This is a genomic window from Acidaminococcus sp., from assembly GCF_050873445.1.
In the GTDB taxonomy this organism is placed as follows: domain Bacteria; phylum Bacillota; class Negativicutes; order Acidaminococcales; family Acidaminococcaceae; genus Acidaminococcus.
On record NZ_JBNMIU010000011.1, the window covers coordinates 1 to 23,296 of the forward strand.

19 protein-coding genes are annotated in these 23,296 nt (G+C 50.6%); 18 read left to right on the plus strand and 1 reads right to left on the minus strand.

Annotated features, from left to right (window positions below; genetic code table 11):
- The first annotated feature begins 205 nt into the window (after positions 1-205).
- The 7 genes from ACR0QW_RS03215 to ACR0QW_RS03245 all read left to right on the plus strand — a co-directional run bounded on the left by ACR0QW_RS03215 (position 206) and on the right by ACR0QW_RS03245 (position 7,028).
- Positions 206-955 (plus strand): glycosyltransferase family 2 protein, encoded by a 750-nt coding sequence (locus tag ACR0QW_RS03215; protein ID WP_432642285.1) that lies wholly within the window; start codon positions 206-208, stop codon positions 953-955.
- An 18-nt stretch (positions 956-973) separates the two neighbouring features.
- Positions 974-1,903 (plus strand): glycosyltransferase family 8 protein, encoded by a 930-nt coding sequence (locus ACR0QW_RS03220; protein WP_432642286.1) that lies wholly within the window; start codon positions 974-976, stop codon positions 1,901-1,903.
- A 24-nt stretch (positions 1,904-1,927) separates the two neighbouring features.
- Entirely contained in the window at positions 1,928-3,124 is a 1,197-nt protein-coding gene (locus ACR0QW_RS03225; RefSeq protein WP_432642287.1) for an O-antigen ligase family protein, read from the plus strand.
- 7 nt (positions 3,125-3,131) lie between these two features.
- Positions 3,132-3,878 (plus strand): glycosyltransferase family 25 protein, encoded by a 747-nt coding sequence (locus tag ACR0QW_RS03230; RefSeq protein ID WP_432642288.1) that lies wholly within the window; start codon positions 3,132-3,134, stop codon positions 3,876-3,878.
- A gap of 86 nt (positions 3,879-3,964) precedes the next feature.
- On the plus strand, positions 3,965-5,020 hold the full coding sequence (locus ACR0QW_RS03235) for a glycosyltransferase family 9 protein (protein ID WP_432642289.1): 1,056 nt from the start codon (positions 3,965-3,967) through the stop codon (positions 5,018-5,020).
- Positions 5,021-5,033: 13 nt separating this feature from the next.
- Positions 5,034-6,008: a glycosyltransferase family 8 protein gene (locus ACR0QW_RS03240; RefSeq protein WP_432642290.1), complete on the plus strand. Its 975-nt coding sequence runs from the start codon at positions 5,034-5,036 to the stop codon at positions 6,006-6,008.
- Positions 6,009-6,032: 24 nt separating this feature from the next.
- Positions 6,033-7,028, plus strand: coding sequence for a glycosyltransferase family 8 protein (locus ACR0QW_RS03245; protein ID WP_432642291.1), 996 nt, complete (start codon positions 6,033-6,035; stop codon positions 7,026-7,028).
- Between the two features lie 139 nt (positions 7,029-7,167).
- Here the strand turns inward: ACR0QW_RS03245 and ACR0QW_RS03250 are convergent, their stop codons facing one another.
- Positions 7,168-8,997, minus strand: coding sequence for a phosphoethanolamine transferase (locus tag ACR0QW_RS03250; protein WP_432642292.1), 1,830 nt, complete (start codon positions 8,995-8,997; stop codon positions 7,168-7,170).
- A gap of 194 nt (positions 8,998-9,191) precedes the next feature.
- Here ACR0QW_RS03250 and ACR0QW_RS03255 point away from each other — a divergent pair, with 194 nt between their 5' ends.
- The 11 genes from ACR0QW_RS03255 (at position 9,192) to yihA (ending at position 23,281) form a co-directional block, all read left to right on the plus strand.
- Positions 9,192-9,575: an HI0074 family nucleotidyltransferase substrate-binding subunit gene (locus tag ACR0QW_RS03255; protein WP_432642293.1), complete on the plus strand. Its 384-nt coding sequence runs from the start codon at positions 9,192-9,194 to the stop codon at positions 9,573-9,575.
- Positions 9,576-9,739: 164 nt separating this feature from the next.
- Complete coding sequence (locus tag ACR0QW_RS03260) at positions 9,740-10,999, plus strand: ATP-binding protein (protein WP_432642294.1); 1,260 nt, start codon at positions 9,740-9,742, stop codon at positions 10,997-10,999.
- 12 nt (positions 11,000-11,011) lie between these two features.
- A complete protein-coding gene (locus ACR0QW_RS03265) occupies positions 11,012-13,039 on the plus strand; it encodes an LTA synthase family protein (protein ID WP_432642295.1) in 2,028 nt (675 codons plus the stop codon).
- Between the two features lie 75 nt (positions 13,040-13,114).
- Complete coding sequence (locus ACR0QW_RS03270) at positions 13,115-14,281, plus strand: nucleotide sugar dehydrogenase (RefSeq protein WP_432642296.1); 1,167 nt, start codon at positions 13,115-13,117, stop codon at positions 14,279-14,281.
- A gap of 9 nt (positions 14,282-14,290) precedes the next feature.
- Complete coding sequence (locus tag ACR0QW_RS03275; RefSeq protein WP_432642297.1) at positions 14,291-15,289, plus strand: NAD-dependent epimerase; 999 nt, start codon at positions 14,291-14,293, stop codon at positions 15,287-15,289.
- A gap of 128 nt (positions 15,290-15,417) precedes the next feature.
- Positions 15,418-16,824, plus strand: a complete 1,407-nt coding sequence (locus ACR0QW_RS03280) for an alanine/glycine:cation symporter family protein (RefSeq protein ID WP_432642298.1) — start codon at positions 15,418-15,420, stop codon at positions 16,822-16,824.
- 174 nt (positions 16,825-16,998) lie between these two features.
- On the plus strand, positions 16,999-18,321 hold the full coding sequence (tig, locus tag ACR0QW_RS03285) for a trigger factor (RefSeq protein ID WP_432642299.1): 1,323 nt from the start codon (positions 16,999-17,001) through the stop codon (positions 18,319-18,321).
- 21 nt (positions 18,322-18,342) lie between these two features.
- Positions 18,343-18,936, plus strand: a complete 594-nt coding sequence (gene clpP / locus ACR0QW_RS03290) for an ATP-dependent Clp endopeptidase proteolytic subunit ClpP (protein ID WP_432642300.1) — start codon at positions 18,343-18,345, stop codon at positions 18,934-18,936.
- 48 nt (positions 18,937-18,984) lie between these two features.
- Complete coding sequence (gene clpX, locus ACR0QW_RS03295; RefSeq protein WP_432642301.1) at positions 18,985-20,262, plus strand: ATP-dependent Clp protease ATP-binding subunit ClpX; 1,278 nt, start codon at positions 18,985-18,987, stop codon at positions 20,260-20,262.
- Between the two features lie 69 nt (positions 20,263-20,331).
- Complete coding sequence (lon, locus tag ACR0QW_RS03300) at positions 20,332-22,650, plus strand: endopeptidase La (RefSeq protein ID WP_432642302.1); 2,319 nt, start codon at positions 20,332-20,334, stop codon at positions 22,648-22,650.
- A gap of 1 nt (position 22,651) precedes the next feature.
- The gene (gene yihA / locus ACR0QW_RS03305; RefSeq protein WP_432642303.1) at positions 22,652-23,281 is read left to right on the plus strand and encodes a ribosome biogenesis GTP-binding protein YihA/YsxC; all 630 of its coding nucleotides are present in this window, start codon (positions 22,652-22,654) and stop codon (positions 23,279-23,281) included.
- The last annotated feature ends 15 nt before the right edge of the window (positions 23,282-23,296 follow it).

The following is a 23,296-nucleotide window of genomic DNA, read 5'->3' on the forward strand; positions in this document are numbered from 1 at the left end:
AAAATAAGCCCCTCGAGTGAGGGGCTGCCAGGAAATGTAGTGCGGTTGGTAGCCTTTAAATCTAGGGCCTTAAGGCCGAGGCAGGTAACGCGGCTTATAGCCGCAGAGCAAACTACCCGTTATACGGGTAGTTTTGATTTTGCTTTTTCTTGCCTTCCCTCTGGCTTTACGGTAAACTAATAATGAGTATATAAAGGAGAAGACCATGGGAACCTGTACCGTAGCCATTTTAACCAAAAACGAAGAAAACCATATCCTGGATGCCATTGCGTCTGCCAAACTCTGTGCGGATCAGATCTTGGTGGTGGATGCAGGCAGCACGGATCACACCGTGCCCCTGGCCCGGGAAGCCGGAGCCTGCGTGGTTTTCCGGGAATGGGACAACGACTTTGCAGCCCAGCGGAATTTTGCCTCCCAGCAGGCTTCCGGGGACTGGATTTTGTACCTGGACGCCGATGAGCGGATGACGCCGGATCTGGTCCGGGAAGTGAATGAGATCAAAGCCGGCCGTATGGATCACCAGTATTCCTTCAAGCGGATTAACCGGGCGTTCGGCCACCAGTTCCATTTCGGTGCCTTTGGCCCGGATCGGGTGAAACGACTGTTCCCACGGGATACCGTGGAATGGGTGGGGAAGGTCCACGAGCGGCCTGAATGTCGGCTGCCCATGAAGAATCTGCCGGAAGCCCTGCTACACCATACCTACGATTCCTATCAGCAGTGGTGGAACAAAGCCGGACAGTATACCACCCTGTGGGCGGAGGAAGCCTATGCCCGGGGCAAACGGGCTACGGCCGGAGCAGCGGTGCGCCATGCCCTGGGGGGAATGCTGAAGGTATATCTGCTCCAGGGCGGATTCCTGGAAGGCAGCATGGGCTTCATTGCCACCTTGCAGCACGGATTGTATACGGCTGTGAAATATATGAAACTGATGGAAAAACAGCAGGAAAAATAAACCAAAGGGGGTGCTGGTATGGAAGAAATCGCTGTAGTACTGGCAGCCGATGACAACTATGCCCAGCATGGAGCGGTGGCCTGTGCTTCCATCCTGGCCAACCATAAAAAAAATTTGCCCATCCATTTCTACTTTTTCAGTGATGGCATCAGCGAAACCAAGGAGGCGGCCCTGGCGGCTACTGTAACCCAGCAGCAGGGATGCATCACGTTCATTCCTACAGGCAGCCTGGAAATCAGGGCCCATACCAGCGGCCATGTGAACCGGTCGGCCTATCTGCGCCTGCTGATCCCCAAACTGGTCCCCCGGACTGTAGATCGGGTGATCTATCTGGATACAGATCTGGTGGTGCTGGATGATATCCAGGAGCTGTGGGACATGGACCTGGCGGGGAAACCGGTAGGTGCCGTGCCCGATCTGGGCATCCTGGCTTCTTCCCGCATGCGGCGGCAGAAGGAAGAAACCCTGGGCATCCCGGAAGGGGAGCTGTATTTCAATTCCGGTGTCATGCTGCTGGATGTGGCTGCCTGGCGGAAAGAAGGATACGGCCAGCAGGTAGTGGCATGCGTGGAAAAGGGGAATTTCCGGCATCACGACCAGGACGGACTGAACAAGGTGTTCTACCGCAACTGGCAGGCACTTCCGCTGCGCTGGAATGTAATTCCTCCTGTATTCACCCTGCCGGTGAAAGTCCTGAAGAAATCACGCTGGCGAAATCTGGCTCTGGAAGCCCTGGAGCGGCCCGCTGTTTTCCATTGGGCCGGACGGTACAAACCCTGGGAATTCCAGCCCAAGGGGCGGTTCAATGAAAGCTATTACACCTATCTGGAACGGACAGCCTTTTCCGGGGTATCGATGCCCCAGCCCGGGAGGGATATGAAGGGAAAATCCATTGCCCGGCAGCAGCTGCGGCTGAAGCTGGCAGAATTATGGAAGAAGTTGTTTTGAAAAATTAAGGGAAGTCTCACACCAATGATTATAGGGGATAAATTTGAGAGTCTGGTTTTGTTTTTATTGAATGTTTATATATTCTTTTTGAGTACGACGAACTGGAATGCGGGACTGAGTATCAGCGCAGGGTTACTGACTCTTATTGCGGGGTACGTTTACTTCTCAAAAAAAAGCACAATTCAGTGGAAAGAGAAAAATTTTCTGTATGCATTTGGCTTTTTTACGGCCATGGTTGTACTGGCGTCCTTTTTATCGGGGACAAAGAATGGAAGAACAGCCATAAAGCTGTTTTCATATTCTATGCCCATGTTTCTGTTTTATTTTTTGTTGCAAAGAAAGGATCAGAGAATAGCCAAATTATGGCCAGGCCTTCTTGCAGGACTTTGGGTACTGAATGGATATGGAATTCGGCAATTGTTTCAGCATGGTCTGAGTCAGCGAGTCCATGGACCTGTAGCTTCACCCAATACCTATGCCATGGTGTTGGAAGTGGTTATTCCTTGGTTGATTTTTGAAGCCATTAAATACAGGAGAAATCATCAAGTAGGACGCTATATCCTATCGCTTGTAACCGTGGTAGTATCAACGATGCTGCTTTTTACCAGTTTTTCCCGTGGCGGGATTATAGGCTTCCTGATTGGTGGTATTGGAGTTTTCCTGGTCCAAAAACTGGCACAGCGAGAATGGTGTATCCCAAGAATTGTCGGCCTGTTTTGTGTGCTTATTTTTATATTGACGGGGCTTTTTTTTAAAACAGCTGCTTTCTATAATAATCGTTCTTATGATGGAGAAAGAAAACTTTTGTGGACATCGGCTTATCATATGTGGGCTGATCATAAAGTATGTGGCGTTGGAATTAGTACCTGGAATACTGTATATCGTCAAAAGTATATTCTTCCAGGAGCAAGAGAACCGGGTTTGATGCTGCCGCACAATAATATTGCGGATTTCTTTTCAGCGACAGGTACCTTAGGAGGGATAGGGTATCTGGTTTTTATGGGATATACTTTTTATCTGCTTTTAAAAAAACGATATGATGAACCTGACAACAATTATCTGCTTGTCATGTTCTGGATTACCACGGCTTTTTTTATTCATGGGATGGTTGACAATACCATGTTCTCTAAATATGGACTTCGTTTATATTATGCGTTATGGGGAATCACGCTGGCATCATTTGCCTATAAAAATAATATGATTGATGGGGATAAGGAGTAAGAAATCGATGGGATTTTATCATTACGTAATCAGTGATAAAGTAATGAGCGAACGAAAAAAGAACATCATTCGTAGCTTTACTCAATGGGAAATTACACCAAACTTTTTTGATGCTGTAATTGGAAAAAATTTAACACAGAAGCAATTGAAAATGCTTTCGTGTGATTATGGATTACTTAAATTGGGTGCCATTGGCTGTGCTTTATCCCATTTGGGGATTTATAAAAAATTCTTGAGTACGGCAGAAAAGTATGTCTATGTTTTTGAGGATGATGTTCAACTTACAGAAGATTTTATCAGGCTCCAGCCTAAAATCCAACAATTCATGAACAAACGGACAGAATCTACCGTATTGGCTCTTTATAAATTTGATGGGTTGAAGAAAAAAGTCGAAAAGTTGGATGATGGTGTATATATTATGAGAAGTCTGGCAGGAACTGCGTCTCACGCTTATGTAATTAACAGGGGCGCTGCAGAAAATTTGCTGAAAGCACAGACACTTGTACGAATAGAAATGGATGCTTGGGCGATTTATCAAAAATTAGGATTCCTAAATCTTTACTGTGTAAATAAGGACTTAGTGAGGTTAAACGAAAATCTGAGTTGTGTATCTACTATCGAAATTGAATCGGATGGATTAAATAATACAAAAATCAAAAATCAAAAATCAAAAATCAAAAATCAAAAATCAAAAATCAAAAATCAAAAATCAAAAATCAAAAATCAAACAGTATCATTTTCGATATTGGTATGATCAATTATCAGTCGCTGATAAGATTCGATTTATTGTCCGGCGTTTGTTAAGACATATTCAGGAGTTATATTACGAAAAAGAGTAGAATGGAATATAAAAATATTTTTATTGATGGTATTATGCATATGGGGGATATGGTCATGACGGCATCTGTGCTGCCGGTCCTTCGGAAAAATTGTCCAGAAGCGACTATTACATATCTCTGCAGTGCCGATCTGGCTTTTGTGGCTAATCTGTTGGATGGGGTAGATCAGGTAATCCCTTACCGATATAAGAGCAAAGGCGGATATATGGATGTGTATCGTATGGGACGGCAGTTGGCTAAATACAATTTTGACCTGGGAATCTCTCTTGATCCAAGAGAACGGGTTACTTTAATGAAATGGTTTGCGCAAATCCCTGAACGAATCAGTATGGAACAGGCATTAGGATGGAAATTGGGTTGGGAAAAATTGTTTTATACCCGAGATCTTTCTCTGCCACAAGGCTGGAAGTACCAGGAGCATTCCATGGCATCCAGTTTTCAGCAGATGATGCGAGACTATTTTGGAGATCCGGAAACGGGTTTTATTCCACCCAAATTGAAGGTAACGGAAGAGGATAAGGAATGGGCACAGGACTTGTTAAAAAAAGTGCCGGCAGGCAGTAAAAAAATTGCCATTTGTTTCCAAACTACAACCCAAACGAAAGACTGGCCTGTGGAAAAATTCAGCGCTTTGGGTAACTGGCTCCAGACTCAATATGGAGCAACCCTGCTTCTTACAGGCATTCCGGCCCATACCCAGCGGGCAGAAGCAATCATGGCCGGGTTACAGAACCATCAACAGGTTATCAATCTGGTGGGAATGACCACATTTCAGCAATTGGTAGCGCTTTTGTCTCAGGTAGATCTGTTGATTTCTCTGGATACAGGGACAGCTCATATCGGGGCAGCAGCAGGATGCTCGGTGGTAACTATTTTTACTCACAATTCTCCTGTCATCTATCGAGCTCCTGGGTATCATTGTGAAACAGTGAGTGCTCATTTACCATGTTCAGGAAAGCATATCTGCATTGGGCCGATGAGATGTAAAAAGACAGACTGCGTAGATGGGGTAACCCTGGCTATGGTCCAGGAAAAAGTGAAAAAATTTTTGGGATAGAGAAAGGAAGTTTATGGAAATTCCGGCTAAATTAGAAAAGAAATATGTTTTGTTGGGAAACCAGGCAATTTTGCAAGATAATCAGGCCATCCATATTGGCTATGGAACAGATGAGAATTTTGTTATGCCTATGGGTGTTTCCATAGTTTCGGTACTGGAAAATAATCCTGCATATTCTTTTATCTTTCATGTTATGACGGAAGGTCTTAGTGAGAAAAGTGTGGGACAGCTGGATGCGCTGGCTTCCACTTATCCCAATTGTGTCATCTGTATCCATGAACTACAATTACAGATCCTGGATGGGCTGCCAGTTTTTTCTTCGCTGGGCCGGGCATCTTATTATCGGATATTCCTGGAAAAACTGGTGCCTGAAAGACTTTCCCGTGTCCTGTATCTGGATGGAGATATTGTCTGCTTGGGAAATCTGAACGAATTGATAAAAAGAGATTTTTCCAATGCAATCGTCATGGTAGTCAAGGATAAGCCCGTTACTGCGGAAAAACAGGAAAGGAAATTCCATCTGACTGATTATTTCAATTCAGGTATGCTCTACATCAATCTGGAGCAGTGGAAAAAACAAAAAGTGGCAGAGCATCTTCTGGAAGTATTTTTTGCGCACAAGGAAGAACTGAATCATGTGGATCAAGATGCATTGAATATTGTTCTGCAGGGGTATAAAAGGTTGCTGGACGAGAGATTCAATTTTATTCCGGGGGATGACCCGATTGAAGAAGTTCCTGAGGGGACAGTGTTCCTTCATTATGCAGGCACTAAACCATGGTACTATTGGTTGGATTTCCCATTACAAAGATATTTTAAAAAATATTATGCGGTATCGCCCTGGAAAAATCAGCCTATGGATCGGCCGCGTAATTACCGGGAGATGCATTACTTGTCCCGTTTTTATCGAAAGCAGGGGCAGTTTGGCAAAAGTTTCTATTGGGTACTGAAATATCTGGTGACGAAAGTAGGAACAAAAATAAAATAAGGGTGAAGATATACAGGAGATGTAATGAAGACATTTGAACCTGTTTTTTTCGATTTGAAAAATTTCATCAAAAAACAGGAAACTTTTGATGCCTTGCCGGCAGAGAGCGAAAATCCCTGGCATGTGGCCTACAATGTAAATGACCCGTTTTTCCAGATCATGGGGGCATCCATGGTTTCCGTCCTGGAGAATAATCCGGGGCAGCCTCTGGTGTTCCATCTGTTTACCGACGGGTACAGTCCGGACAACGCCGACAAGGTCCGGCAGGTGGCGGAAAAATGGCACTGCCGCTGCGTGCTGTATGAGTTGAATATGGAACCTTTCCAGGATTTCCATGTGAAGGTGGCCCGGTTCTCTCGGATTACCTACGGGCGCCTGTACATGGCTAAGGTGCTGCAGGCGGAAACGGACCGGTTCCTGTATCTGGATGCGGATACCATGGTGATCCGGTCATTGAAGCCGCTGTTCGTCCTGGATATGACGGGGAAGGCCATGGGAGCCGTTTCCGAACGGCCGAAAGATGCGGCCTACCGGGGCGGGTACCTGAAGCTGAAGAACGGAAAGTATTTCAATGACGGAATCATGATCGTGAACATCCCCGAATGGGAAAAACAGGGCATTACGGAAAAGGCTTTTTCTTTTCAGAAGGAACCACGGGAACGGTTCCTGGGCCAGAGCCAGGATGTGCTGAACCTGACCTTTGACGGGAGCAACCTGTTTCTGCCGCTGGTATACAATGAATTCGGCGGGGGCGAAGATGACCGGGGCCAGGGAGTGATCATCCACTGGACAGGACGGCGGAAGCCCTGGCAGATGGTGCTGGCATCCTTCGATGCCCAGTGGCGGAAATACAATGCCCTGTCACCCTGGGAGACCATTACAAATACCTTACCCATCAAGAAGCCGGAGAACTACCACGACTTCAGACAATGGGCCAAGTTCCGCAAAAAAGAAAGTCTGGCCGATTATCTGTGGGGTATGGGTTGGTATGCGATTTTGAAGATCCGGTATAAGTTGTAAAAGCGAAAGCTGTTTTAATGAAATGGGAAAAATTCACTTCTAAGAATATTTATTATTTTAGAAAATGAATAATATAACTAATTGTTAAGACCGGACTATAATTGACCTAAAAGGGCGGGAATGTCTTTTGCTTTTTTTGTTACTTATCTTCAGCAATATGTTTTTTCCCGTGAAGAGTCAGGGCATTTTCCCGCGTGATGGCATACTCTTCCCGAGTCAGGTCATACCGTACATCATAATAATTGGAGGGAGCCTGGAGCAGACCTGACATGGTATCGAACAGCAGATCATTGGTGAATATAGCCTGCTGATGTTGGCGCAGCACGGATGCTGTTTGCGGGTACGCCTGCTGGTAAGCCGGAGAAAGATAAATCCACAAAGGAATCCGCACCATGTTGAATTTGAAGGGTGAGGCCGTATGGGTTAGCTCTAGGTCTTCTCCGTGATCAGATACGTATACCATGACTTGCAGATCCAGTTGTTTCAATCCTGTTTCAAAGATTTTCTGCAGGATGTCATCGGTGAAGCGGAGAGAACGGTCGTACCAGATGGCTTTTTCGTTCTTGGATAGGCTGGACCAGTGCTGCTTCTGCACGTAGGCTTCCGGAATCCGTTGGTCGCATCGGAAATGGCTGCCGGTGATATGGAGAACAACAAAGTTATTCTGCCCAGCAGGTACTTGAGCCAGGGCCGGAAATAGCACATCATCGTCTCCATTCAGCCATTGGAGATGATCCGCCTGTTGTGCGATGACCGTGATTCCGGCATCGGATACGCTGCTTTTTCCCTGGGTAGAGATCCAGTAGGTTTCATATCCGGCTCGTTTTGCCAGAGTTAGCAGATCCACGGCATATTTCAGCGGCTTTCGGTTGTATTGGTTGGCACTGGTCAGGGCTTGGGTGACGGCCATGACTGTATTGGGGAAATTGGAATAGGCATGAGGATAAAAGTAAAAATTTGGATCCTGTTTCCGGCTGGCTTCCCAGGGTGTAGTATCCATGGATGTGGCAGCAAAAGCGGACATCTTGTCCCGGTTGGCACTTTCACCCAGTACCAAAATGATGGTTCCGGGAACTTTCTGGCTGGTTAGATTTTCAATGCTTTCCAGCTTCAGGGTCTGGGTACTGCGTGGCAGGTTACGGTGTAATTCTGTAAACGCTCGAAGAGGACCGCCTTTAGCATACAGGTGGGCAACCCGGTCCATGGGGAAAACAGACATCATATAATTGATAAAGAAAAACAGGATGGCCAGGGTGAGCAGCCACCAGGATTTTTTATGCCGAAAGGAAACGGCAAGGGGAAAACAGGTATTCCGAAAGGTGTGGAACAGGAAGATAAAGAACAGAATCAGAGCTGTCAGTAGTCCTAGCAGGAAAGGAAAAGAAAAAATTGAAGTCAGATAGTTATAGGTTTCCTGGGGTGTGGTAGCCAAAATGGACAGCAGGACAATTTCATCTAGGAGATTTCCGTAATGGAGAAAATAAAACAGGAATCCGCAGGCAGAGAGCATAAGAAAGAAAATTAGGGCTGTATACAGGAAGCGGAGCAGGACAGCGGTTCTTCCAGTCAGCGGAATCAGCCGTTGGAACAGGCAGGTGGTAAGGTAGAAAACGGAAGGGAAGATATAGTAGTTTCCTATATCTTTCTGGAAATAATCTGGAATATGGGAAAAAACGAAAAGGTAAGGGAAGAGCCAAAGCAGCGTACAACCCAGGGCGAAGTGGCGGCTTTTTTGGAAGCCACTTTCCTGACTGGAAAAAAGTTCACTGCTCTGCATCAGCAGGATGGAACCAAACAGGAATAGAAAGCTGCGGATGAGTCGAAGCCAGGTAATATGGTGCAGAGAATGCAGTGGAGACTGGAAAGCAGCTGCAAACAGGAACAGGAAGACAAGTGCAATCTTCAGGAAAATTTTGGTACTGTGCAGAAGCTGGGAACGGGACGGATGAGGAATGTGTATGGAATTCAATTGGAAAACCTCCATAGGTGATAATTATGTGAAATTGTGAAATAAAAATTCACTTTTCATCATATAGTATATAATCAATTCTGTCAATTCAGGACACAACCGTCCCTAGAACCAAGATTTTGTCCACATCCTCTAATAGATATGTCTTTTGCCAGTGAAACACTGAAGCAGAGAATTCACAAGGAGGGTATCGTATGGAAAAAATTCAAGAACGATTAGAACTCACCCAAAAGGTTTTGAACAAACTCCATGAATTGGCTTCTAAAACTGAATTAAGTGATGTGGAACGGGATGCATTGATCCAACGATTTGAGTTTTCTTTTGAAATCCTTTGGAAATGTGCCAAGGAATATCTTTATGCAGAAGAAGGCATCGATGCAGCATCGCCCAAAAAGGTGATCCGCTGCTGCCGGGAACTGGGTCTCCTGGATGAAGAACAGACGACACAAGCTTTGCAGATGGCCGATGACAGGAATTTGACGACCCATACATATGATGAATCGTTTGCCAGAGCTGTGGTGGAACGGATTCGGACATATGATCACCTGCTGCAGAATTGGCTGGAGAACCTTCAATGAAGAAAAATTCAGACCTGGGAACGGATGCCGGGCCCAGATTTCTTTCTTGTTTTCGTTTCAAACGCAAATGCAACGATAAAAGCTTCGTTGCATTTGCGTTTCATTTATTGCTATAATAATATGAAACGCAAATCAAACGAAAGCAGTAGAAAGGAGATGGAACTGTGGAACGAGAAAACAGCAGTCTGGAATATAAGGAAGCCATTACGAATTCGTTCCTGAAAACAGTCAGTGCTTTTGCCAATTATCAGGATGGCAGAATCATCTTTGGTGTACGGAATGACGGGACGATTTGCGGTATGGCAGAGCCGGTACAGACCTGCCTGGATATCGAAAATAAAATCAATGACAGCATCTCTCCTGCTCCTGAATATACGCTGCAGATCAATTCGGAGAACCGGACGATTACACTCTCTGTTCAAAAAGGAGAGAATCCTCCGTATCTCTATAAAAACAAAGCCTATCGACGCAGTGATTCTGCCAGCGTCGAGGTGGATCGGCTGGCGCTGAATCGGCTGATCCTGGAAGGCAGTCACCAATATTTTGAAGACCTGCCTGCCAAACAGCAGCAGCTGACCTTTTCCACCCTGCAGAAGGAAATGAAGCGCCAAATGGGGATCAGGACCCTCAATGAGGATGTTTTGAAGACGCTGGGGTTTTATGCTTCGAAAGGAACATATTCCCATGTGGCTGCACTGTTTTCGGATCAAAATCCCTTTCCCGGGATCGACATGATGATTTTCGGTTCTTCCATTGATGAAATCCGAGACCGTATCCAATGGAGCGGGGCGTCCGTATTGACTTTGTATCATGAGGCGACGGAAAGGATTATCAAAGAATACCGGGTGGAAAAAATCCAGGGAATCGAGCGGAAAACCATCGAGAAAATACCGGGAAAAGCAGTACGGGAAGCCATTGCCAATGCGCTGGTCCATCGGACGTGGGATATCCCGACGGCCATCCGTGTGGCTCTCTATCCGGATCGGGTCGAAATTACCTCGCCAGGAGGTCTGCCGGCAGGGATTACCCAGGAAGAATATCTGCAGCACCAGATTTCGATCTTACGGAATCCCAAACTGGCCAATGTATTTTACCGTCTGGGTTATATCGAAGCTTTTGGGACGGGAATCCAGCGGATCCGCTATGCCTATGTACGAAGCCAGGTGAAACCGGAATTCCATATTACGGAACATATTATCCAGGTGGTCCTGCCACTTTTGGATGCGCTCCCTTCTCTGGATCAGGAAGAAGAAAAAATCAAAGCCCTTTTTACGTCTAATACGCTTCTGAGCCGTCAAGATATCGAAAAGGAAACGGGATTTGAAAAAAATAAAGTTATTCGGCTGCTGAATCGGATGAGTACCAAGAAAGCCATCCGGCGCATCGGTAAAGGGCGGGGAACAAAGTATTCCCTGCTGCCATAAAGGAGGTCTACTTTGTTTTCCCTATTTTTTGCATCGCTGCAGCAAGACGCGAAACTGTTTTTGTTCTTTCCCATCCTGTGTGCCATCTTCCGTCTGATCTTCATCAAAGTGTACAATCCCTACCGCAGCCTGAAGGGGAAGGGTCAGGTGCTCTGGCACTGCTTCCGCTACGGGTTCTGGTGGGGCATGGATTTCAATGCCTATGTGTTCCTGATCCCTCTGGTGCTGCTGTCTTTGCCCGGGGCCTTTTTTCCGGTGTGGCACCGCTGGGGGGATACCCTGCGGCTCTTGGGCGGACTGGTGTACAGCCTGGTACTGTACCTGGCTTTTGCGGGAAAGATGCTGTTTTACAAACATTTCCATGACATCTTCAACCAGACCATGAAACTGGGGGCCAAAGCAGAGAAACACAATCTGGCGGATATCTTTTTCCACCAGGATCACGGCGCCTGGATCCTGCTTGGCGTCCTGCCTTATCTGGGGGTATGCGCTGCGTGCATCCAGGGGCTGCTCCAACTGCCCAGCTTCCAGTATCTGGACTTTTTTTCTCCCATCCTCCACTACGGCTACAACACGGTGATTTTCCTGGGGGCCATTGCGGCCTTTTACTGGTTCCGGTACGGGGGTACCTTCTGGCACGACAACAAGCCGGAATGGGATACCATCCCCAGTGTGGTGAAAAAGGATATTTTCTTTGCCAAGGCCACGGTGGACGACCTGGTGGCCCTGGAACAGGTACTGAAACACAAACTGAACCCGGCTTATGAGCATACGGATGAACAGGATCTGACAGCTGTCCAGCCTTTGCTGACGGAAAAAACGCCCATTGCCCGGCTGCCCAACCCGGCCTACGGGTTCAAACGGACGGCCGGGGGACCTCGGATCACCAAGCCCACCCACATTTTCCTGTTCGTGGGGGAAAGCTATCTGCAGCAGTTCTTTGAGCCGCAATTTGCCTGCCTGAACCTGGTGCAGGGGGGCAAATTGCTGATGGAAGACCCTCATACGGCCAGTCTGACCAGTGCCCTTTCGGCGGGGATCATTTCCCGTCCGTCCATCGTCAGCCTCATGAGCGGCATCTTCGACGCAGGCCTGGAACTGAACGAAAAGGAAAGCTTCTGGAAGAACAACCTGCCCACGGCCCTGCCCCGGCAGCTGAAGAAACTGGGCTATCATTCCACCTACTGGTACGGAGGCAATGTGACCTATGGCAACTTCAACCAGTTCGCTCCGGCCTGCGGCTTCGATCAGGTGATGACGGCCACGGACTTCTGCGGCCCGGATGCACCCAAGACCTGGGTGGGGGTCTACGACAATGTGTTCCTGGAAAAGGCGGCAGAGCTGATCAGGCAGCAGGAGGAAGCGAACGGTCCCTACCAGTTCCACTTCCTGTATACCACCAGCTACCATGGGCCCTTCAAGATCCCTCTGGCTGAGTATGGGTACGACCCGGAAAAGGTCATGCCCGATGCCCCCCGGGATATCCGGAAAAACAGGGAAATCCAGAAAAACCTGGGGACGTTCTGGTTCTCGGACCAGGCTCTGGGCAAATTCATCCGCACCATGCGGAAGGCCTATCCGGACTGCCTGTTCATCCTGACGGGGGACCATTCCGTCGATATGAGCCCGGTGCTTGCCAGGACATCCCTGATGGGCCGGGACTGCAATCTTCGGGAACGGCACAGCCCGGTACTGCTCATGAATCACCGGGAGCTGGACAAGTTCAGTTTTGCCGGCAACACCATCGGCAGCCACATGAATATTGCGCCCACCATCTTCGAGCTGATCGCCCCCAAAGGGTTCACCTATTATTCCCTGTATCCGTCCCTGCTGGAACCCATCGACCATGTGGTATCGCCCTACCACTGGCTGCGGAAGGATGCCTACGGCAGCTACGGCCAGGATTTCTTCCAGCCGCTGGGAAAGGATCATGGGCCGGAAGACCTGGCGGAGGGACCGAAACCTTATACGGATGAGCGGGAAGCCTGGCTGGATCTGACCGGCTATCTGGTCCGTCATCCGGAACTGCTGGACCGCTGAGAAAAGGGAGTGTTGCATTTGCTACACTCCCTTTTGTGGTATAATGAACGTATTGCAGGAAAGGAGTTGCCACTTATGAAAATCGCGATTGCAGGTACAGGGTATGTGGGCCTTTCCAACGGGCTCCTGCTGGCCCAGCACCAGGAAGTGGTGGCGCTGGATATCGTACCGGAAAAAGTACAGATGCTGAACGAAGGGAAGTCCCCTCTGGTGGATGCGGACATTTCCCGTTTTTTGAAGCGGAAAGACATCCGGTTTCGGGCTACCCTGGATCCCCGGGATGCTTTCACAGATGCGGCATACATCATCATTTCCACTCCTACCAACTATGATCCGCAGAAGAATTTCTTCGATACTTCCTCTGTGGAAACAGTCATCGGAGAAGTGCTGGATATCAATCCCCAGGCCGTGATGGTCATCAAATCCACAGTGCCGGTGGGATATACGAAGCAGATGCGGCAGCAGTTCCATACGGACAACATCATATTTTCCCCGGAATTCCTGCGGGAGGGGAAAGCGTTATATGACAACCTCCATCCTTCCCGGATCGTGGTGGGAGAGGATTCTCCCCGGGCCCGGAAGTTTGCGTCGCTTTTGGCAGAAGGTGCCGAGAAGAAGGAAATCCCCATGCTGTTCACCGGGTCCACGGAAGCTGAGGCCATCAAACTGTTCGCCAATACCTATCTGGCCCTGCGGGTGGCCTATTTCAACGAACTGGATTCTTACGCCGAGATGCGGGGGCTTTCTACCGTCCAGATCATCAAGGGTGTCTGCCTGGATCCCCGGATCGGTGATTTTTACAACAATCCTTCCTTCGGGTATGGGGGCTACTGCCTGCCCAAGGATACGAAACAGCTGCTGGCCAACTACCAGGATGTGCCCCAGAATTTGATTTCGGCCATTGTGGCGGCCAACCGCACCCGCAAGGACCACATTGCCGACGAGATCCTGGCCCGGAACCCCAAAGTGGTGGGGGTGTACCGGCTGACCATGAAGAGCGCCTCGGACAATTTCCGCTCTTCGGCCATCCAGGGGGTCATGAAACGGATCAAGGCCAAGGGCATCCCGGTGGTGGTCTACGAACCCACTCTCCACGAACCGGAATTCTTCCGTTCCAAAGTGGTGAACGATCTGGCCGCCTTCAAGGCCCAGTGTGATGTGATCGTAGCCAACCGCTGGTTCGGGGACCTGGCGGATGTGAAGGAGAAAGTCTATACCCGGGATCTGTTCGACCGGGATTAAGGAGTTACCATGGAATCATTTGATGCCAATCAGAAAATCTTCATTACCGGGGCTGCCGGCTTCATCGGCTACCACCTGGCCAAACGGCTGCTGAGCCTGGGAGCCCGGGTGGCCGGCCTGGACAATATGAACGCCTATTATGATGTGCAGCTGAAAAAGGACCGTCTGGCCCGGCTGGAACTGTACCCGGCCTTTTCCTTCACGGAAGGGGACCTGGCGGATGCGGCAGCTGTGAATCGGATCTTTGAGGAATTCCAGCCAGACATCGTGGTGAACCTGGCCGCCCAGGCCGGGGTACGCTACAGCATCGACCATCCCCGGGAATACATCGATTCCAACATTATTGGTTTTTTCAACATCCTGGAGGCCTGCCGTCACTACCAGCCCAGACATCTGCTGTTCGCCTCCAGTTCTTCCGTATACGGGAACCAGAAGAAGACACCCTTTGCCACCACGGATAATGTGGATCATCCCATCAGCCTGTATGCGGCCACGAAGAAATCCGACGAACTGATGGCCTATACCTACTGCCATCTATACGGGATCCCCGCCACCGGGCTCCGGTTCTTTACGGTGTATGGGCCTTTTGGCCGGCCTGATATGGCTTACTTCAAATTCACCAATAAGATCATGGCCGGGCAGCCCATCACCATTTTCAACAATGGGGATATGTACCGGGATTTCACCTATGTGGACGACATCGTTACCGGCATCCAGGATATGCTGTGCAATCCGCCCGGACCCAATGAGGAAGGGGACCGGTACAAAATCTACAATATCGGCAATAACCATCCGGAAAAGCTCATGACCTTCATCGAGACTCTGGAGGAAGCCATCGGGAAAAAGGCGGAAAAGGAATTCCTGCCCATGCAGCCCGGGGATGTGTACCAGACCTATGCGGATGTGAGCGAACTGGAGAAGGATTTCGGTTTCAAGCCCAAGACCACCATCAAAGAAGGTCTGAGTAAGTTCGCAAAGTGGTATCGGGAGTATTATCATATGCAGTGACCAGTTCCTTTTGTTGTATACTGTATTATTTTCTGCAAAGGCAGTTATAATCGTGTATAATAATATGTAATATTGTACGGTTTTTCCGATGAGGACGGAAGAACCCATGAAAGGGAGGACTACAATCAATGTCACAACTTCTCACCACGATCGATGACGTCATGTATTACCCCATCCTGATCATCGTCCTGCTGGTGGCTGGTCTGTTCTTTACGGTACGGACCCGGCTGATCCAGTTCCGGTGGTTCCGGCAATGCATCCGTGTCGTCATGCAGAAACCCAACAAGGAAGGTTCTGTTTCTTCTTTCCAGGCCCTGATGGTTTCCACCGCATCCCGGGTAGGGACCGGTAACATCATCGGTATTTCTACCGCCCTGTGCCTGGGCGGCTTCGGTGCCGTGTTCTGGATGTGGGCCATCGCCATCATCGGCGGTGCCACTGCCTTTATCGAAAGCACCCTGGCCCAGGTGTACAAACGGCGGGATGCCAACGGGGACAGCTACGGCGGCCCGGCGTATTACATCGAAATCGCCCTGCATAACAAACTGCTGGCCAGCGCTTTCGCCTTTTTCCTGATCATTACCTACGCCGGCGGTTTCAACGCCCTGGCTTCCTACAACCTGCAGTCCACCTTCAGTGTGTACGGGTTCTATGACAAAGCCACCACGCCCTGGATCATCGGGGGTGTCCTGGCACTTTTGGTAGGCTACTGCCTGGTGGGCGGCGGCAAGCGGATCATGCGCGTGACCGAAATCCTGGTTCCTTTCATGGGCGTGCTGTACGTGCTGCTGTCTCTGGTGATCATCGTGATGCACCTGAACATGGTTCCCACGGTGCTGGGTGCCATGTTCGCCGATGCCTTCGACTTCCAGAAGATCCTGGGCGGCATCAGCGGCTCCTGCCTGATGTACGGCATCAAACGGGGCCTGTATTCCAACGAAGCCGGTGTGGGGTCTGCCCCTAACGCCGCTGCTGCTGCCGATGTTGCCCATCCGGCACAGCAGGGTCTGGTGCAGATGCTGTCCGTCTTCATCGACACCCTGCTGTGCACCTCCACGGCTCTGATGTGCATGTTCTCCGGCGTGGTTCCCACCAAGGCACTGGCTGGTGCTCCCTATGTACAGAAAGCCACCCAGGTGGACTTCGGGTCTTTCGGACCAATTATGATCACTGTGGCCATGGTACTGTTTGCCTTCACCACCCTGATCGGCAACCTGTTCTATGTGGACAACTGCCTGGCCTACCTGAACGGCAAGAAGACACCCGGCAAGGGCTTCATGAAACTGTTCAAGCTGGTGGCTGTGCTGGTGATCTTCGTGGGCGCCGGCATGTCCATGGATAATGCCTGGGCAGTGGCTGATATCTGCATGGGCTTCATGTGCCTGATCAACGTTCCTTCCATCCTGGCCATGAACGGGACTGCCATTGCCGTCATGGACGACTATGGCCGCCAGCTGGATGCAGGGGTGGAAAACCCTGTATTCAAAGCCAAAAACATCGGGCTGGATGAATCCGACCTGGAATACTGGAAATAAGCGTTTTCCCAAAGCCGCTTCCGCTCCTCACGGAAGCGGCTTTTTCTGACTTTTGGTTGCGTATTTCAACCTTTTGTGCTATGCTATATGAGCGGTTTTTTAAGCAATTACAGACAGACTGTTAAGCATCCAATATGAATAATGGCTGACAGCATGTGAGGAGGATTTTTTTAAATGAGCGTTTCCGTAGAAAGAAAAGGTAATGAAGCAACTCTGAAAGTATCTTTGCCGGTAGAAGACGTAGCCAAAGCCTTTGAAAAAGCAGTTGCCAAGATCAATAAACAAGTAACGATCCCTGGCTTCCGTAAAGGCAAAGCACCCCGCCGGGTACTAGAACTGCACGTTGGCAAAGATGCCGTCAAAGAAGAAGCCTTTGAAATCGCTGCCAATGAACAATATAGAGAAGCCCTGAAAGAAAACTCCTGGGTGCCTGTTTCCGATCCTGAAATCAAAGATTCCACCTTCGAAGAAGGCAAACCCATGGAAATGACCCTGACTGTGACCCTGCGTCCGGAACCGGAACTGGGTGAATACAAGGGCCTGGAAGTGGAAAAGAAAGAAAAGGAAATCACTGACGCGGATGTAGATCAAGAAGTTGAAAATCTGCAGAAACGCGCTACCAAAATGGTAGAAGCTCCGGAAGGCAAAGCCCTGGAAAAAGGCGACCTGTCCATCATCGATTTTGCCGGCACCATCGACGGCAAGGCTTTTGAAGGCGGCGAAGGCAAGGGCTATCCTCTGGAAGTGGGCAGCGGCAGCTTCATCCCCGGCTTCGAAGATCAGCTGGTAGGCCTGAAAAAGGGCGAATCCACGGATGTGGACGTAACCTTCCCGGAAGATTACGCAGCCAAGGAACTGGCTGGTAAAAAGGCTGTATTCAAAGTTACCGTACAGGACGTGAAAGTCAAGGACGTTCCTGAAGTGACCGATGAACTGATCGCTGCCAACAGCGACAGCAAGACCGTTGCTGAATTCCGTGAAAAGACCATGGACCGCATGAAGAAGGCTGAAGCCCAGCGCGCCCAGTCCGCTTACGAAGCTGACCTGATCAAAAAGGCTGTGGACAACGCCAAATTCGAAGTCCCTGATGTGATGGTTACCCAAAGAGCCAACCAGATGATGGACGAACTGGCCATGAACCTGGAACAGCATAAGATGAGCCTGCCCCTGTACCTGCAATATCTGGGCAAAGATGTGAAGACCTACCGGGATGAACAGAAACCTGTAGCTCTGGAAAACATCAAGACCGATCTGGTACTGGATGCCATCGCTCTGAAGGAAGAAATCAAAGTTTCTGAAGACGAAATCCGCAAGGAAATGGAACAACTGGGTGCTATGCACGGCGCTACTCTGAGACAGGTCGAAAAGATCGTCAAGGAAAATGGTTCTCTGGCTGTGCTGGTTGCCAACATTGCCCGCCGGAAAGCAGCCCGTCTGGTCATCGACAGCGCCAAGAACGCTCCGAAGGCTGAAGAAGCTGCTGCTGAAGAAAAATAAGACCTGTTGGAGGTGGACGGCATGAGCTATGTGCCTATTGTGGTGGAACAGACCAGTAAGGGCGAACGGAGCTATGATATCTATTCCCGGCTGCTGAAAGACCGCATCATCTTTGTGACCGGAGAAATCGAAGATCACATGGCCAACCTGATCATTGCCCAGCTGCTGTTCCTGGAATCCGAGGATCCGGATAAGGATGTCCATCTCTATATCAACAGCCCCGGCGGCAGTGTCAGTGCCGGGCTGGCGATTTATGACACCATGCAGTACATCCGGCCGGATGTGTCCACCATCTGTGTAGGGATGGCGGCTTCCATGGCTTCTGTACTGCTGGCTGCCGGTACGAAGGGAAAACGCTTTGCCCTGCCCCATTCCAGAGTGATGATCCATCAGCCTCTGGGAGGTGCCCAGGGCCAGGCTACGGACATTGAGATCCATGCCCGTGAAATCCTGCGCATCCGGGAAGAGATGAACGAAATCCTGGCGCACCACACCGGCCAGACTCCGGAACAGATCCGGAAGGATACGGAACGGGATCATTTCATGACCGCTGTGGAAGCCGAACAATACGGTCTGATCGACCAGGTGGTCCATCAGATCAAGAACCCAAAATAAGGGGTAGGACCTTAACCATCTTGCCCTGACTGTAAGGAGGGGATCCAGATGGGATACGATGATCACAACAATCTGGACGGACCAGACTATACCTGTTCTTTCTGCGGCAAGAAGCAGAGCCAGGTGAAAAAACTGATCGCCGGCCATAATGTGTTTATTTGTGATGAATGTGTTGCCCTGTGCAACGAAATGCTGGAAAAGGACCTGAAGGGGCCGGCGGAGGAACAAATCACCGACCTGCCCAAGCCCCGGGAAATCAAGGCCATCCTGGACGAATACGTCATCGGCCAGGATGAAGCCAAGAAGACCCTGGCAGTAGCGGTGTACAACCACTACAAGCGGATCAACTACGAACAGGGACAGCACCGGGACGATGTGGAACTGCAGAAGTCCAACATCCTGATGCTGGGGCCCACTGGCAGCGGTAAGACCCTGCTGGCCCAGACCCTGGCCAAGATCCTGAAGGTACCCTTTGCCATTGCCGACGCCACCAGCCTGACAGAAGCCGGGTATGTGGGCGAAGACGTGGAAAATATCCTGCTGCGGCTGATTCAGAATGCGGATTACGATATCGAGCGGGCCGAACGGGGAATCATCTACATCGATGAAATCGATAAGATTTCCCGGAAATCGGAAAACCCTTCCATTACACGGGATGTATCCGGTGAAGGGGTCCAGCAGGCCCTGCTGAAGATCCTGGAAGGGACCGTGGCCAACGTGCCGCCGCAAGGTGGCCGGAAGCATCCCCATCAGGAACTGATCCAGATCGATACCACCAATATCCTGTTCATCTGCGGCGGTGCTTTTGCCGGACTGGAAAACGTGATCAACGCCCGTACCGGCAAGAAGAGCATGGGCTTCGGGGCCGATATTCCCACCCAGGCCGAGAAGAAGAGCGAGAACCCCTTCCGGCATGCACTTCCCGAAGACTTCGTGAAGTACGGGCTGATCCCCGAATTCGTGGGACGGCTTCCGGTGGTGGTCACCCTGGACAACCTGGACGAAAAAGCCCTGGTACAGATCCTGACGGAGCCGAAGAACGCCCTGACCAAGCAGTACGAACACCTGCTGGCCATGGACCACGTGGAACTGGACTTCGAGGATGACGCACTGAAAGCCATCGCTCATGAGGCACTGGCCCGGAACGCCGGCGCCAGAGGGCTGCGGGCCATCATCGAAGGCATCATGAAGAACGTGATGTACGAGGTTCCCAGCCGGGATAACGTGGAAAAATGCATCGTGACAGCCGATGTGGTCACCAAACACAAAGACCCCAAACTGCTGCTCAAAAAACAAGATAAGACGGATACAAGAAAAAATGCCTAGGGAAAAGGAAAAGGGGTGCTGGCATCCCTTTTCCCTTTTTCTCTATTTCGATAAGGACGGTGAAACGATATGTTGGAAGCCAATACCATGAGACTGCCGCTGCTGCCCCTGCGGGGCACCCTGGTCTTTCCGGGTATGATCATCAACCTGGACGTGGGCCGGGAACGCTCCATCAAGGCGGTAGAAACGGCCATGAATATGACCAAGCGCATCTGCCTGGTGACCCAGAAACAGGCGGAGGAGAAGAACCCCACGGCCAGCAGCCTGTACAACTTCGGTGTGATCGCGGAAGTGAAACAGCTGCTGAAGCTGCCCAATGGCGCTATGCGGATCCTGGTGGAAGGACTCTCCCGGGTGGAAGTCATTTCTGTCGTGGATGCAGCCGGGATGAATATGGAAGCCTATGTGGCCGTAAAGGAAGATGTCAACGACCATTCCGCTGAAGTAGAAGCTCTGAAGCGCATGCTGGTGGAAACCTTTGAAAAATGGGTGCTGGCCAGCAAGAAGGTGAACACGGAAGTCCTGCTGACCTTTAAAGACCAGCCCGACCCCGGCAAGATTGCGGATATGATCGCCGGGTATCTGACCATCGACATCGCCGACAAGGAGAAAATCCTGGAAGCGGCGGATGTCAAGGAACGGCTGAATCTGCTGTACGGGTTCCTGTGCAAGGAACTGGAAATCGTGAACCTGGAGAAGGACATTTCCCAGCAGGTGCGGAAACAGATTGAACAGAACCAGCGGGAATACTACCTGCGGGAACAGCTGAAAGCCATCAACAAGGAACTGGACGAAGGCGGCGAAAAGGGCGCCGAAGTCAAAGAATACCAGGACAAAATGAAGAAGCTGAAGCTGCCCAAGGATGTGAAGGAAAAGCTGGACAAGGAACTGGACCGGCTGTACAAGATGCCTCCCATGATGGCCGAAAGCGCTGTGATCCGGAACTATCTGGATACGGTGCTGAGCCTGCCCTGGAGCAAGATGACCCAGGACAACTACGACCTCAAGAAGGCGGCTGCGGTGCTTGACAAAGATCATTACGGTCTGAAAAAGGTCAAGGAACGGATCCTGGATTACCTGGCTGTACGGGCACTGACCAAGAGCAACCGGGGACCCATCATCTGCCTGGTGGGACCTCCCGGCGTTGGCAAGACCAGCCTGGCCCAGAGCATTGCCCGGGCTGTGAACCGGAAATTCACCCGGATTTCCCTGGGCGGTATCCGGGATGAAGCAGAAATCCGAGGGCACCGCCGGACCTACATCGGGGCCATGCCCGGCCGTCTGATCAACGGAATGATCGACTGCGGCAGCGACAACCCGGTGTTCCTGCTGGATGAAGTGGACAAAATGGGGGCTGACTTCCGGGGCGATCCGGCTTCTGCCCTGCTGGAAGTGCTGGATCCGGAACAGAACAGCCATTTCAGTGACCACTATATCGAATTCCCCTATGACATGAGCAACGTGTTCTGGATCGTAACCGCCAATACAGTGGAAACCATCCCGCCGGCTCTGCTGGACCGGCTGGAAGTCATCGAACTGTCCAGCTATACCGATGAGGAAAAACTGAAGATCGCCCAGCTGTACCTGCTGCCCAAGGAACGGAAGGCCAACGGCCTGACCGGCAGACAGCTGAGCCTGGGTGCCGCCTCCATCCAGCATATCATCCGGGATTACACCCGGGAGGCCGGTGTGCGGAACCTGGAACGGAAGATTGCTACCGTCTGCCGGAAGGCAGCCCGGAAAATCGTGGAGGATGGCGTGACCAAAGTTTCTGTGACTCCGGCTCATTTGAAGGAATACCTGGGACCGGCCATCTTCCTGGAAAGCGATATGCGGGCCAAATCGGAAGTGGGCGTCTGCACCGGGCTGGCCTGGACCAGTGTAGGCGGCGAACTGCTGAAGATCGAAGTGGTGGTCTGCGAAGGCAAGGGGAAACTGGTGCTTACCGGGCAGCTGGGCGACGTGATGAAGGAAAGTGCCCAGGCGGCCTTTACCTACATCCGGTCCCGGGCCAAGGAACTTGGCCTGGCTCCTGACTTCAATGAAAAGGTGGACATCCATATCCACGTGCCGGAAGGGGCCATTCCTAAGGACGGGCCTTCTGCCGGTATCACCATGGCTACGGCCATGGAAAGCGCTCTGACCAAACGGAAGGTGAAGGCCGATCTGGCCATGACGGGCGAAATTACCATCACCGGTCATGTATTGCCCATTGGCGGCTTGAAGGAAAAAGTACTGGCTGCTCACCGGTATCGGGTAAAGACGGTGCTGATCCCCCGCCAGAACCAGCAGGATCTGGAGGAAATCCCGGAGAAGGTCCGGAACGATATGACCTTCATTCCGGTGGACAGCATGGACCAGGTGACCAAACTGGCCCTGGAGGACTGATATGGCAGGGAACCAGTGGGATATTATCGGCGCCAGCTATGTGGCCTCTGCCGTAAAAGCCACCCAGTATCCCCAGGATACCATTGATGAAGTGGCGTTTATCGGCCGCAGCAATGTGGGGAAATCTTCTCTGCTGAACTCACTGGCCCGGCGGAAAGGCCTGGCCAGGGTGAGCAGTTCGCCGGGAAAGACCCAGACCATCAACTTCTATTCCTTCCAGGCCAAGCGGACCCGGGAGGAGCAGGCGGAGCGGCATACCTTCTATGCGGTGGACCTGCCCGGTTACGGGTTTGCACGGACCAGCAAGGGGAACAAGGAACAGTGGTCGGCTTTTATCTGTAAGTATATGGAGAATTCTCCGTACCTGAAACTGGTCTGCGTCCTCATGGACATCCGGCACGCACCCATGGAAAGCGATATCGACTGTTATCAGTGGCTGCTGAACCTGGGGCTGCCCATTATGATCATCTTGACGAAGAGTGACAAGCTGAGCAAGGGTGCGGTGGTCAGCCAGACGGCTCTCTATCGGAAGACCTTCGGGCTGGATGAGAATCGGCTCATCGCCTACAGTTCCACCAATCACAACGCAAGAAAAGATCTGATCGGCAGGATCATGGAGTATCTGGTATGAACAAAGCGAGGTTGT

Coding starts and splice junctions, on each gene's coding strand:
- ACR0QW_RS03215 (WP_432642285.1), top strand. CDS start 206: ATGGGAACCTGTACCGTAGCCATTTTAACCAAAAACGAAGAAAACCAT.
- ACR0QW_RS03220 (WP_432642286.1), top strand. CDS start 974: ATGGAAGAAATCGCTGTAGTACTGGCAGCCGATGACAACTATGCCCAG.
- ACR0QW_RS03225 (WP_432642287.1), top strand. CDS start 1,928: ATGATTATAGGGGATAAATTTGAGAGTCTGGTTTTGTTTTTATTGAAT.
- ACR0QW_RS03230 (WP_432642288.1), top strand. CDS start 3,132: ATGGGATTTTATCATTACGTAATCAGTGATAAAGTAATGAGCGAACGA.
- ACR0QW_RS03235 (WP_432642289.1), top strand. CDS start 3,965: ATGGAATATAAAAATATTTTTATTGATGGTATTATGCATATGGGGGAT.
- ACR0QW_RS03240 (WP_432642290.1), top strand. CDS start 5,034: ATGGAAATTCCGGCTAAATTAGAAAAGAAATATGTTTTGTTGGGAAAC.
- ACR0QW_RS03245 (WP_432642291.1), top strand. CDS start 6,033: ATGAAGACATTTGAACCTGTTTTTTTCGATTTGAAAAATTTCATCAAA.
- ACR0QW_RS03255 (WP_432642293.1), top strand. CDS start 9,192: ATGGAAAAAATTCAAGAACGATTAGAACTCACCCAAAAGGTTTTGAAC.
- ACR0QW_RS03270 (WP_432642296.1), top strand. CDS start 13,115: ATGAAAATCGCGATTGCAGGTACAGGGTATGTGGGCCTTTCCAACGGG.
- ACR0QW_RS03275 (WP_432642297.1), top strand. CDS start 14,291: ATGGAATCATTTGATGCCAATCAGAAAATCTTCATTACCGGGGCTGCC.
- ACR0QW_RS03280 (WP_432642298.1), top strand. CDS start 15,418: ATGTCACAACTTCTCACCACGATCGATGACGTCATGTATTACCCCATC.
- tig (WP_432642299.1), top strand. CDS start 16,999: ATGAGCGTTTCCGTAGAAAGAAAAGGTAATGAAGCAACTCTGAAAGTA.
- clpP (WP_432642300.1), top strand. CDS start 18,343: ATGAGCTATGTGCCTATTGTGGTGGAACAGACCAGTAAGGGCGAACGG.
- clpX (WP_432642301.1), top strand. CDS start 18,985: ATGGGATACGATGATCACAACAATCTGGACGGACCAGACTATACCTGT.
- lon (WP_432642302.1), top strand. CDS start 20,332: ATGTTGGAAGCCAATACCATGAGACTGCCGCTGCTGCCCCTGCGGGGC.
- yihA (WP_432642303.1), top strand. CDS start 22,652: ATGGCAGGGAACCAGTGGGATATTATCGGCGCCAGCTATGTGGCCTCT.